The sequence below is a fragment of the Stenotrophomonas sp. TWI1151 genome (assembly GCF_039673135.1).
In the GTDB taxonomy this organism is placed as follows: domain Bacteria; phylum Pseudomonadota; class Gammaproteobacteria; order Xanthomonadales; family Xanthomonadaceae; genus Stenotrophomonas.
The window spans coordinates 37,442-49,691 of the sequence record NZ_JBDJLA010000012.1 but is presented as its reverse complement, the minus strand read 5'-3'; the positions used below and the strand labels follow the sequence as shown (position 1 = coordinate 49,691).

Annotated in this window: 9 protein-coding genes; 5 read left to right on the top strand and 4 right to left on the bottom strand. The window is 67.4% G+C overall.

The annotated features are described in order from the left end of the window. Positions 1-109: 109 nt before the first annotated feature. Positions 110-2,203 carry a M13 family metallopeptidase gene (locus ABE422_RS14275; protein ID WP_313212864.1) on the top strand — a complete coding sequence of 698 codons (2,094 nt, stop codon included), beginning with the start codon at positions 110-112 and terminating at the stop codon, positions 2,201-2,203. Between the two features lie 86 nt (positions 2,204-2,289). Here ABE422_RS14275 and ABE422_RS14270 read toward each other — a convergent pair whose 3' ends face one another. The 4 genes from ABE422_RS14270 to rlmJ all read right to left on the bottom strand — a co-directional run bounded on the left by ABE422_RS14270 (position 2,290) and on the right by rlmJ (position 8,163). Continuing rightward, positions 2,290-2,871, bottom strand: a complete 582-nt coding sequence (locus tag ABE422_RS14270; RefSeq protein WP_259260099.1) for an HD domain-containing phosphohydrolase — start codon at positions 2,869-2,871, stop codon at positions 2,290-2,292. Positions 2,872-2,985: 114 nt separating this feature from the next. Beyond that, the gene (gene mfd / locus ABE422_RS14265) at positions 2,986-6,453 is read right to left on the bottom strand and encodes a transcription-repair coupling factor (RefSeq protein WP_346483198.1); all 3,468 of its coding nucleotides are present in this window, start codon (positions 6,451-6,453) and stop codon (positions 2,986-2,988) included. Between the two features lie 180 nt (positions 6,454-6,633). Then, the gene (locus ABE422_RS14260; RefSeq protein ID WP_019184458.1) at positions 6,634-7,179 is read right to left on the bottom strand and encodes a GNAT family N-acetyltransferase; all 546 of its coding nucleotides are present in this window, start codon (positions 7,177-7,179) and stop codon (positions 6,634-6,636) included. 126 nt (positions 7,180-7,305) lie between these two features. After that, complete coding sequence (rlmJ, locus tag ABE422_RS14255) at positions 7,306-8,163, bottom strand: 23S rRNA (adenine(2030)-N(6))-methyltransferase RlmJ (protein ID WP_282263631.1); 858 nt, start codon at positions 8,161-8,163, stop codon at positions 7,306-7,308. A gap of 45 nt (positions 8,164-8,208) precedes the next feature. Between rlmJ and creB the strand changes: the two genes are divergently transcribed. The 4 genes from creB to ABE422_RS14235 all read left to right on the top strand — a co-directional run bounded on the left by creB (position 8,209) and on the right by ABE422_RS14235 (position 12,211). Next, positions 8,209-8,898: a two-component system response regulator CreB gene (gene creB / locus ABE422_RS14250; protein WP_346483197.1), complete on the top strand. Its 690-nt coding sequence runs from the start codon at positions 8,209-8,211 to the stop codon at positions 8,896-8,898. A 2-nt stretch (positions 8,899-8,900) separates the two neighbouring features. Continuing rightward, positions 8,901-10,358, top strand: coding sequence for a two-component system sensor histidine kinase CreC (creC, locus tag ABE422_RS14245; protein WP_313212855.1), 1,458 nt, complete (start codon positions 8,901-8,903; stop codon positions 10,356-10,358). A gap of 92 nt (positions 10,359-10,450) precedes the next feature. Further along, positions 10,451-11,770, top strand: coding sequence for a cell envelope integrity protein CreD (gene creD / locus ABE422_RS14240; protein ID WP_313217675.1), 1,320 nt, complete (start codon positions 10,451-10,453; stop codon positions 11,768-11,770). Positions 11,771-11,779: 9 nt separating this feature from the next. After that, positions 11,780-12,211, top strand: a complete 432-nt coding sequence (locus tag ABE422_RS14235) for a hypothetical protein (RefSeq protein WP_346483196.1) — start codon at positions 11,780-11,782, stop codon at positions 12,209-12,211. The last annotated feature ends 39 nt before the right edge of the window (positions 12,212-12,250 follow it).

Genomic DNA, 12,250 nt, shown 5'->3' with positions numbered 1-12,250 from the left:
CGCTGCGCGATGGTGTGACCTTTGGCCGGTCCGCCCCGGCCCCTCCCGCGCTACGCTGCCCGATTGCCCGTGATCCGGGTGATGCATCCATCTGTAGCCGGAGAGTCGAATGAAGTTTTCCAAGCTGGTCCCGCTGGGCCTGACCGCCGCCATCGCCGTGTCGCTGGCCTCCTGCGGCAAGACCGATACCGCGCCTGCCGCCACCGCCGATGCCAAGCCGGCGTTTGATCAGTCGCAGATCAAGACCGCGCTGATCTCGCTCAACACGGCCGATCTGGACACCGCCATCGCCGCCTGTACCGACCTCAACGGGTTCGTGAACAGCAAGTGGCTCAAGGCCAACCCGGTCCCGAACGACCAGACCACCTGGGGCAGCTTCGAAATACTGCGCGAGCGCTCGCTGGAAGTGCAGCACGCGCTGGTCCAGCAGGCTGCCGCCAGCCAGGCCAAGGCCGGCACGGTGGAAGCCAAGATCGGTGACATCTGGAAGACCGGTTCGGACGAAGCCAAGATCGAGGCCGCCGGCATCACCCCGCTGCAGCCGCAGCTGGACAAGATCGCCGCGCTGAACGATACCGCCGCCATTACCCAGTACCTGCGCGACAGCCAGGCGGTGGGCCAGGGCGTGCTGTTCTCGCTGTTCGCCAATGCCGATTACAAGGATTCGGCCAACGTCATCGCCTATGTCGGCCAGGGCGGCCTCGGCCTGCCGGAGAAGGGCTACTACTTCGACGATTCGCAGGCCAAGATCCGCGACGCCTACGTCGCCTACATCGCGCAGGTGCTGACCCTCTCCGGCGTGGACGCCGAGCAGGCCAAGACCCAGGCCAAGGCCGTGATGGACTTCGAAACGCGTCTGGCCAAGGCCTCGATGTCGCGCATCGAAATGCGTGATCCGGCCAAGCGTTACAACCCGGTCAGCGCGGCTGACGCGGACAAGCTGACCCCGAACTTCAGCTGGACCGCATTGTTCGAGACCCTGAAGGTGCCGGCCGCGCAGAAGTTCTCGATGGCCCAGCCGGGCTTCTTCGGCGAAGTGGACAAGATGCTGGCCGACGTGCCGGCCGCCACCTGGCAGGCCTACCTGCGCTTCCACACCATCGATGACGCCTCGCCGTACCTGAGCAGCGCCTTCGAAAAGGCCAACTTCGATTTCTACAGCACCACGCTGCGTGGTCAGAAGGAAATGCAGCCGCGCTGGAAGCGCGTGCTGGAGTCGGTCAACGGCGCCATCGGCGAAGGCCTGGGCCAGATGTATGTCGATGCCGTGTTCCCGGCCGACTCCAAGGTGCAGATGCAGCACCTGGTGGAGAACCTCTCGGTGGCGCTGAAGGCGCGCCTGGAGAAGCTGGAGTGGATGAGCGAAGACACCCGCAAGAAGGCACTGGAAAAGTGGGCCAGCTTCACCCCGAAGATCGGCTACCCGGACAAGTGGCGTGACTGGTCGGGCCTGGAAACCAACGGTGACAGCTACCTGGGCAACATGCAGGCCGCGCGCACGTTCAACTACCGCTTCATGCTCAACAAGATCGGCAAGCCGGTCGACAAGACCGAATGGGGCATGACCCCGCAGACCGTCAACGCCTACTACAACGCCACCAAGAACGAGATCGTGTTCCCGGCGGCGATCCTGCAGGCGCCGTTCTTCGACGCCAAGGCCGATCCGGCGCTGAACTACGGCGGTATCGGTGCGGTCATCGGCCACGAGATGATGCACGGCTACGACGACTCGGGCAGCCAGTTCGCCGCCAACGGCAACTTCGACAACTGGTGGACCGACAGCGACCGTGCCGCCTTCACCCAGCGTACCGACCAGCTGGTCGCGCAGTTCGACGGCTATGAGTCGCTGCCGGGCGTGAACGTGAAGGGCAAGCTGACCCTGGGCGAGAACATCGGCGACCTGGGTGGCCTGACCGTGGCGTACGACGCGCTGCAGATGGCGTTGAAGGAAGACCCGAAGGCCAACGTAGCGGTCGACGGCCACACGCAGGACCAGCGCTTCTTCATGAACTGGGCCACCGTGTGGCGCCGCAACTTCAATGAGGGCGAGCTGCGCGTGCGTCTGAACACCGACCCGCACGCCCCGGCGAATTTCCGTGCCAACGGCGCGCCGTCGAACATGCCGGCGTACGCGCAGGCGTTCGAGTGCAAGGCCGGCGATGCAATGGTGCGGGCCGACGACAAGCGCGTTGTGATCTGGTGATCGCACGCGGTTGAGTGAGACATGAAAAACCCGGCGAAAGCCGGGTTTTTCTTTTCCAGCACGCTCGCGGCAAACCCAGGCCGAGACTAGGTAGTGGCGGCCATCATCCGGGTGAACAGGCCGAACACCTCCGGGTCGACCAGCCCCCCCTGCTGCTCGGCGAGGATGCCCATCGCCTTGGCATGCGGCATCGGGCCGCGGTACGGGCGGGTGGTGGTCATGGCGTCGTAGCCATCGACGATGGTCAGCACGCGTGCGCCCAGGGGAATGTCGCTGCCTTTCAGGCCATCCGGGTAACCACTGCCATCGAACGCCTCGTGATGGCTGCGGATCAACCGCGCCACCTCGGCGGCGTCACTGCGCCCGGTGGTGGCGAAGATGCGCTCACCACGTTCGGGGTGGGTGCGCATGATCGCGCGCTGTGCGTCATCCAGGCGCGCGGGATACAGCAGCACGTTGTCCGGAATGCCGATCTTGCCGATGTCATGGAAGCGGGCGGCCAGTGCCAGATGCGCACGCTGCGTGTCGTCCAGATCGCACAGGCGGCCCAGCTGATCGCCGAGCAGGCCGACCCGGTCGCAGTGGAAACGGGTGTACTGGTCGCGCATCTGCAACGACATCGATAGCGCGTCGATGGAGCAGACCTGCGAAGGGGCGTCGTCGAACATGGGGGCGGTCACGTGGGGTCGGATGGCCGGCCGTCAGTGCCGGGGTCGGGCAGGCCGCCACGTGGCGCCTGCCCAGTGAACGATAGCGCCTGGCGACCGACGCCAGGCGTGAAATCAGCGCGGGGAGAGGGTCAGCAACAGGGCCTTGGCGGCGCTGAAGCGGTCTTCCGGCAGCGGCAACGGGTGCTTGATGCGCAGCTTGTCCGGCCCGTCCATCGTGTACAGCTTGGGCTGCTTCTGGATCAGCTGGATCACCGCCATCGGGTCGATCTCCGGCTTGGGATTGAACACGATGCGGCCGCCGTTCTCGCCCAGTTCCAGCTTGCGGATGCCCAGCACGTTGGCCTGCAGCTTGAGTTCGGCGATCGCGAACAGATGCTTGGCCGGGTCCGGCAGCAGGCCGAAGCGGTCGATCATCTCCACCTGCAGTTCGCGCAGCTCAGCACTGTCACGCGCCGAGCTGATGCGCTTGTACAGGGTCAGGCGGGTATGCACGTCGGGCAGGTAGTCATCCGGGATCAAGGCCGGCACATGCAGTTCGACCTCGGCACCGCGCGCTTCTTCGCCCGCATCCAGGTCCGGCAGCTTGCCCAGGCGGATGCTGCGCACCGCGCGTTCCAGCAGCTCGGTGTACAGGCTGAAGCCGACCTCGGCCATCTGGCCGCTCTGGTCCTCGCCGAGCAGCTCGCCGGCACCGCGGATTTCCAGATCGTGGGTGGCCAGGGTGAAGCCGGCACCGAGTTCGTCCATCGAGGCGATCGCCTCCAAACGCTTCTCGGCATCGGGCGTCATCGCGCGCTTGTCCGGCACCACCAGGTAGGCGTACGCCCGGTGGTGCGAGCGACCCACGCGGCCACGCAGCTGGTGCAGCTGGGCCAGGCCGAAGCGGTCGGCGCGGTTGATGATGATGGTATTGGCGTTGGGAATGTCGATGCCCGATTCGATGATCGTGGTCGACAGCAGCACGTTGAAGCGCTGCTTCTGGAAGTCCAGCATCACCCGCTCCAGCTCGCGCTCGGGCATCTGCCCATGGGCGATGCCGATGCGTGCTTCGGGCACCAGCTCGGCCAGCTCGCGCTGCATGCGGCCGATGCTCTCCACGTCGTTGTGCAGGAAGTACAGCTGGCCACCACGGGCCAGTTCGCGCTGGAAGGCTTCGCGCAGCAGCGCGTTGTCCCAGGCGGTGATGAACGTCTTGACCGCCAGCCGGTTCGGCGGCGGGGTGGCGATGATCGACAGATCCCGCAGCCCGGCCATGGCCATGTTGAGCGTGCGGGGAATCGGCGTGGCGGTCAGCGTCAGCAGATGCACGTTGGCGCGCATCGCTTTGAGCGCTTCCTTCTGGCGCACACCGAAGCGCTGCTCTTCATCCACCACGACCAGACCGAGGTCCTTGAACTTCACGTCCGGCTGCAGCAGGCGATGGGTACCGATGATGACGTCGATGGTGCCGGCGGCGACCTTCTCCAGTTCGGCCTTGATCTCTTTGGTGGATTTGAAGCGCGACAGCACCTCCACCTTGAGCGGCCAATCGGCGAAGCGATCGCGGAAATTGCGGTAATGCTGTTCGGCCAGCAGGGTGGTCGGCACCAGCACGGCGACCTGCTTGCCGGCGCTGGCGGCGGCGAATGCGGCGCGCACGGCGACCTCGGTCTTGCCGAAGCCGACGTCGCCGCAGACCACGCGGTCCATCGGCTGGCTGCTGGCCAGATCGCGCAGCGTCGCGTCGATCGCGGCCAGCTGATCCGGTGTTTCCTCGAACGGGAAGCCGGCCGCGAACGGCTCGTACATCGCGCGGTCCACGTGCAGCGCCAGGCCGGCACGGGCACGCCGACGCGCCTGGATTTCCAGCAGTTCGGCGGCGACGTCGCGGACCTTTTCGGCGGCCTTGCGCTTGGCCTTGGTCCACTGCTCGCCACCGAGCGAATGCAGCGGCGCGGTTTCCGGCGAGGCACCGGAATAGCGGCTGATCAGGTGCAGCTGGGCGACCGGCACATACAGGCGGTCGCCCTTGGCGTACTCGATTTCCAGGAACTCGCCGGGCATGCCACCGGCATCGAGCACGATCAGGCCGCGGTAGCGGCCGACACCGTGGTCTTCATGCACGATCGGCGAGCCTTCGCTGAGCTCGCCGAGGTCGCGGATGATCGCTTCGGGCTCGCGCCCGGCCCGGCGGCTGCGGCGCTGCTGGCCGGCGCGTTCGGGAAACAGCTGACGTTCGGTCAGCACCGCGATCGGCGGGCTTTCCAGCGCGAAACCGTCTTCCAGCGGCGCCACGGTGATGCCGAAGCGCACGCTGTCGTCGGCCAGGAAGCCGGGCAGATCGGCGACCACCGGCGGCTTCAGCTCGGCGGCGAGCAGCACTTCCAGCAGGGCTTCGCGGCGGCCGGCGGAATCGGCGGCGATCAACACCCGGCCCGGATAATGACCGATGAAGGATTTCAGTGCCTCGGCAGCCGGGGCATCGCGTGCGGCCACCGGCAGCGGCGGCAGGGGCTGGTCGCCCAGCGGCTGTGCATCGCCGATGCGGTCGTGATCCAGCGGCCAGACTTCGACGCGGGCCAGGCCGTTGAGCGTGGCGCGCAGTTGCTCGGGGCTGGCATACAGCTCTTCCGGCGCCAGCAGCGGGCGCTCGACATCGTGGCGGCGCTGCTCGTAGCGGTTCTGCGTCTGCGCCCAGAAGGCGGCCGCAGCATCGAACACGTTCGGCGCCAGCACCGGTAGCACGTTGGGCTGCAGGTAATCGAGCAAGGTTGCGGTCTTGTCGAAGAACAGCGGCAGGTAATACTCGATGCCGGCCGGCGCGATACCGGCCTTGAGATCCTGGTACAGCGCGCTGCGCCGGGTATCCACATCGAAGCGCTCGCGCAGCGTGTTGAGCACGCGCGAGACGCTGAGATCATCCAGCGGTACTTCACGGCCGGGCAGCATGTGCACCGCCTCGACCTTGTCCAGCGAGCGCTGCGACTCCGGATCGAAGGCGCGGATCGAATCGATGTCTTCATCGAGCAGTTCCACCCGCAGCGGCGCCTCGGCCCCCATCGGGTAGACATCGAGCAGGCCGCCACGCACGGCGAAATCACCCGGGTCCATCACCTGCGGCACGTTGCGGTAGCCGGCCGATTCCAGGCGGCGCTTTTCCGCGTCCATATCCAGGCGCTGGCCGACCGTCAGGTCGAAGCTGCCGCCGATGACGTACTTGAGCGGTGCCAACTGCTGCAGCAGCGTCTGCACCGGCACCACCACGATGCCGCGCTTGAGCGCAGGCAGGGCGTGCAGCGCAGCCAGGCGCTGGGAAATGATGTCCGGGTGCGGGCTGAAGGCGTCGTAGGGCAGGGTTTCCCAATCCGGGAAGGCCACGATCGGCACGTCGCCGGCAGTGCCGAGCAGGGTGTGCAGATCGGCTTCGATCTGGTTCGCGCCATGGTTGTCGCGCGCGACCACCAGCAACGGCCCGTCGTGCGACTGCGCCGCGCGGGCGATGTACCACGCCAGCGCCGTGGCCGAAGCGGGGGCGCGCCACCAGGCGCGGAGCTGTCCAGGACGTGGCAGCGGCGGAACGGGATAGGAGGTGCGTGACATGAACCGTCGATTTTAGCAGACCGCAGCGTGGCGGCCGTGTCATCCGGTGGCAGGCAAGCGTACGGCCGATCCACGTTACCGGTAGTGCCGGCCGCTGGCCGGCTCCAGGCGATGGGGGTTGTGGGGGCAGCCCGCCCGCGGCCGGCTCTGCCGCTGAGGGCGCGGAAAGACGCCCCCGCGTCAGCTGTCGAGTTCCAGCACCATGCGCACCAGGCCCGGCGTACCGTTCGGGTGCGGGATCGGCTGGAAGCCCAGCGAGGCGGCCAGCTGCTTCATCGGCTCGTTCTCTTCGGCAACATCACCGTACAGACGATCCAGGTACTTGCCGCGCGCCCACTTGACCAGCTTGCGCATCAACTGCCTGCCCAGGCCCTGGCCGACCAGGAAGCGGCTGACCAGGATGGCGTACTCGGCCTCGCGGGTACCGGGGATGATCGAGGCACGCGCGACCGCACCCACCACGGCTTCACCGGCGGGCAGCGACTCGGCCGCGACCAGGGTGATTTCGCTCTTGGGATTGGGATGGGTCAGGCGCTGCGTCGTTTCCGGCGACAGTTCGGTTACCGACTGCAGGAAGCGGTCGCGGATCTCTTCGGGACCGAACAGACTGAAAGCGGCATGCAGCGGCGGGCCGTCTTCCGGCCGGATGGGGCGGATCAGCAGCTCGTGGCCACTGGGTGCCTTGAAAATCTCGTGCCAGGGCGGCATGCGGTTACGGGTAGCCATACCGGTGATTCCTTGGTGGTCTTCGGATTCTCGCATCCCGGGGGCAGCGTTCCGTGAACGGATCACTCACGCCGCGCCGGACGGGAGGCGCCGGCCAGGCCGGGGTTCCGGCCTGGATTCAGGGGGTCATTCGGCCTGCTTGAGCCACTGCAGGCGGGTCGAGGCGCCGGCCTCGCCCAGGTGCTGCTTGAGCGCCGGCATGGCCGGGGCCAGGACCTGGTCGAACTGCCACGGCGGGTTGAGCAGCAGCATGCCGCTGCCATTGAGCCGCAGCGGGGAGTCGTCCGGGCGGATCAGCAGCTCGGCGGTCAGCACCGATTTCACCGGCAGCGCACAGGCCTTGCGCAGGAAATGCAGGATGGTGCGGCGCTGCTTGATCGGGAACCAGATCGCAAAGCTGGCCTGCGGCCAACGGCCCAGGATCTCGGTCACCGAGGCCAGGATGGCCTGGTACTCGGCGTCCTGCCCCTCGTAGGGCGGGTCGATCAGGACCAGCCCCCGGCCGATCTTCACGCCGTTGGCCTTGGGCGGCAGCAGCTTCTTGTTCTGGGCATAGCCATCGGCGTGATACACGGCCACCCGGCTGTCATGGGCGAACAGTGCCTTCAGCGCGGTGGCTTCGGCATCCTGCACTTCACAGACGGCCATGCGGTCCTGCTCGCGCAGGGTCTGGGCGGTCAGCAGGGGCGAGCCGGGATAGCTGATCATCGCCCCGACCGGGTTGTCGGCCTGGACTGCCTTGAGATAGCGCTCCACCACCGCGGGCAGCTGCGGCTGGGCCATCAGGCGCATCACGCCGTCTTCGGCCTCCAGCGTCTTGCGGCTTTCCTCGCTGGCCAGCAGGTAGCGGCCTGCGCCGCCGTGGGTGTCCAGCACGAAGAACGGGCTGTCCTTGCGCTTGAAGGTGTCGAGCAGGGCAAGCTGCACGATGTGCTTGAGCACATCGGCATGGTTGCCGGCATGGAAGGCGTGGCGGTAATTCATCGGCGCAGTGTACGGGGCGGCGGGCCCAGCGGCTATGCTGCGCGCATGAGCCATCCCCTGCACAACGTCCTGGTGGTCGAGGACGAAACCGCCATCGCCGATACCGTTCTGTATGCACTGCGCAGTGAAGGCTACGGCGCCCAGCATTGCCTGCTCGGCGGGGAGGCGCTGGCCCGGCTGCGCCAGCACGGCTTCGATGTGGTGGTGCTGGATGTCGGCCTGCCGGACATGAGCGGTTTCGAGGTCTGCCGCACGTTGCGCACCTTCAGCGAGGTGCCGGTGATCTTCCTGACCGCCCGCAATGACGAGTTCGACCGGGTGCTCGGCCTGGAGCTGGGGGCGGATGACTATATGGCCAAGCCCTTCTCCCCGCGCGAGCTGGTGGCGCGGGTGCGCGCGCGCCTGCGCCGGTCCGCGGCCCCGGCCGACACCACCGGCTGGCAGCAGATTGGGCGCTTCTCGATCGACCGCGAGGGCAGCCGGATCCGCTTTGGTGACCAGCCGCTGGACCTGACCCGCTACGAATACGCGCTGATGGCGGCCCTGCTGCAGCGCCCCGGCGCGATCCTCAGCCGCGCCCAGCTGATGGACCGCGGCTGGGACAGCGACGCCGACAGCGCCGACCGCACCGTCGATACCCACGTCAAAACCCTGCGTGCCAAGCTGCGTGCCGCCGGTGCCGAGACCGACCCGATCCGCACCCACCGTGGCCTGGGCTACGCACTGGAGGTGTAGGCATGCGGCTGGGCCTGAAACTGTTCCTGGGCTTCTTCCTGATCGTGGGTATCGCCGCGTTCTTCGTGATGCGTATTTTCGTCAACGAAGTGAAGCCTGGCGTGCGCCAGGCGATGGAGTCCACGTTGGTCGATGCGGCCAACGTGCTGGCTGAAATGGCCGCCGCCGATCTCAAGGCCGGGCACATCCGCGACGGCCGCTTTGTCGCCGATCTGGCGCGTGCGCAGCGACGTGACCCGAAGGCGATGGTGTGGCGTTTTCCCAAGCGCACGCTGGATTACCAGGTCACCATCACCGATGCCAAGGGCATCGTGGTGTACGACTCGACCGGGCGCGATGTGGGGCGCGACAACTCGCGCTGGAACGATGTCTATCGCACCCTGCGTGGCGAATACGGCGCGCGTTCCAGCCCGGAAACCCCGGGCGACGATACCCACTCGGTGATGCACGTGGCCGCGCCGATCTTCGATCCGGCCGATGGGCGCCGCTTGATCGGTGTGCTCAGCCTGGCCCAACCCAACCGCAGCATCGATCCGTTCATCGCCGCCAGCCAGCGCGCCATCATGAAGCGCGGTGCCTGGCTGATCGGTCTCTCGGCGCTGATCGGCCTGCTGATGACCGCGTGGCTGATGCACGGCGTGAGCCGGCTCAATCGCTACGCCAAGGCGGTCAGCGCCGGTGAGCCGGTGCCGCCGCCGAAGCCGCGCCGCGATGAGATCGGCGATCTGGGCCAGGCGCTGGAAACCATGCGTCGCAAGCTGGAAGGCAAGGCCTACGTCGAGCAGTACGTTCAATCGCTGACGCATGAAATGAAGAGCCCGCTGGCCGCGATCCGCGGTGCCGCCGAACTGTTGCAGGAGCCGTTGCCGGATGCCGACCGTGCGCATTTTGCACGCAGCATTGAAGGCCAGGCGCAGCGGCTCACCGAAACCATCGACAAGCTGCTGGCGTTGGCCGAGGTGGAACAGTACGGCTGGCTGCACAAGCACGAGCGGCTTGCCTTGGCACCCTTGCTGCAGGCCGCGACCGATGCGGTGGCGGTGCGTGCGCAGGCGGCGGGCGTAGCACTCCATGTGGAGGTGCTGGCCGAGAGCGTGCAGGGCGACGGCTATCTGCTGCGCCAGGCGCTCAACAATCTGCTGGAGAATGCCGTGGCGTTCTCACCCGCCGGCAGCAGCATCACGCTCGGTGCGCGTGCAGAAGGCGAGGGCATCGCGCTGACCGTGGCCGACCGCGGCAGTGGCGTGCCCGAGTACGCGCTCGACCGCGTGTTCGAGCGCTTCTATTCCCTGGCGCGCCCGGGCACCGGCCAGCGCAGCTCCGGCCTCGGCCTGTCGTTCGTGCAGGAAGTGGCCCGCCTGCATGGCGGCCGTGTCAGCCTGCGCAACCGCGATGACGGCGGCGCGCAGGCGGTGTTGTGGCTGCCGTCGCGGCTGCCTTCGGTCCCGCCGCGGCGCTGACCGCCGCTGCACTTCACACTGACTTCAAACTCGGCACAAACCCCGCACACCGGCGCGCGGGAAGCTGGCCCCCTCCCAACCGAGGACGGGTCATGAAATCCCTGAAGATGCTGTTGCGGTTCGCCATTGTCGGCGGGCTGATCCTGTTGCTGCTGATTCCGCTGAGCCTGATCAAGGGGGTGATCCGCGAGCGTGAGGCCTACCGCGACGAGGCGTACCAACGCGTCGCGCAGAGCCGCGCCGGCGCGCAGATTCTGACCGGACCGATCCGGGTGGTGCCGTGGACCGAAACCCGCGAAGTCGAGGTCGTGGATGCGGCCGGCACCAAAAAGAAGGAAAAGCAGGTCGAGCAGGGCCAGTGGCTGCAGATGCCGGCCACGCTCACGGTGGACGGCGTGATGCAGCCGGACGAGCGCCGCGTCGGCCTGTTCCGCGTCCCGGTCTATAGCTGGAAGGCCACGATCAGCGCCGCGTTCGCCGATGACGACTACCCGGTGAAAGCCGGCCGCGTGTATGGCACGCCTTTCCTGACCGTGGGCATCGCCGACGTGCGTGGCCTGGTCGGTTCGCCGAACCTGCGCGTGGATGGCAACGCCGTGACGCTGTTGCCCGATGCCGGCGGCGTCAGTGGCATCGGCACGGGCCTGCATGTCGGCTTGCCGGGCCTGGCGGATGAACGGGGTGGCGTGCTCAAGGGCAGCAAGGTCGAGCTGGAGCTGGTGCTGGATGGCACCCGGTCGCTGTCGGTGGTGCCGGTGGGCGATGACAGCCGCATCGCGCTGCGCTCGCCCTGGCCGCACCCGCTGTTCGGTGGCAGCTTCCTGCCCAACGAGCGCAAGGTCGACGCGCAGGGCTTCGACGCCCAGTGGGCGGTGTCCTCGCTGGCCTCGCGTGCCCAGCACCAGCTGCGCAACCGCCCGGACATCGACGCCGAGGCGGTAAGCGTGGAGCTGGTCAATCCGGTCGATGTCTATACCCAGGCCGACCGCGCCAGCAAGTACGGCATCCTCTTCATCCTGCTCACCTTCGTCGGCTTCATCCTGTTCGAGCTGATCAAGCAGCTGCGCATCCACCCGCTGCAGTACCTGATGGTCGGCCTGGCGCTGGCGATCTTCTTCCTGCTGCTGCTCAGCCTCTCCGAGCACATCGCGTTCTGGCAGGCCTATGCACTCTCGGCGCTCGCCTGTATCGGCATCCAGACCGTGTATCTGTCCGGCGTATTGAAGAGCTGGAAACGCGGCCTGGGCTTCGCGCTGATGCTCAGTGCCCTGTATGGCGCGCTGTACGGGCTGCTGATCTCGGAGAACAACGCGCTGCTGATGGGCTCGCTGCTGCTGTTCGGCGTGCTGGCCGCGGTGATGTGGGTGACCCGCCGGGTCGATTGGTACGAACTCGGCGCACGCCTGAGCTGAGGAACGGACATGAGCTTGCGCCGCTGTCTGCAGGAACGAGTGCGCCGGGCGCTGCCCGCCCGGCTGGAGGTGGCTTCGCTGCTGGAGGGCGAGGCCTCGGGATGGCCGTCACCGCTGAGGGCGCTGCCCGGTACGCCGGCAGCGCCGGGGCTGCTGCGTTTCGGCTTGGCCCCGGCCACCTGCGAGGCGATCACCGTGCACGGGCTACGCTTTCTGGAACAGGCACGGCAGGCGCGCGGACGCCTGCCGCTGCCGCACTGGTTTGGCGACTATCGGCCGTGGCGTGAGGGTGCACAGGCGTTGCGTGAGGTCGGCATCCGCGGGTTGCCCGCGGACTGGCCGGTGCATGCGGCGGTCTACGCCAGCGCCTCGGAAGACCGCAGCCGCTGGTTGCTGGTACTGCCTGCCCGTGGCCAGCTCTGGTACGGCTGGATGGCGTGACCATGACTCTTGGCCCGGGGGCACCGGGACCACGCCCGA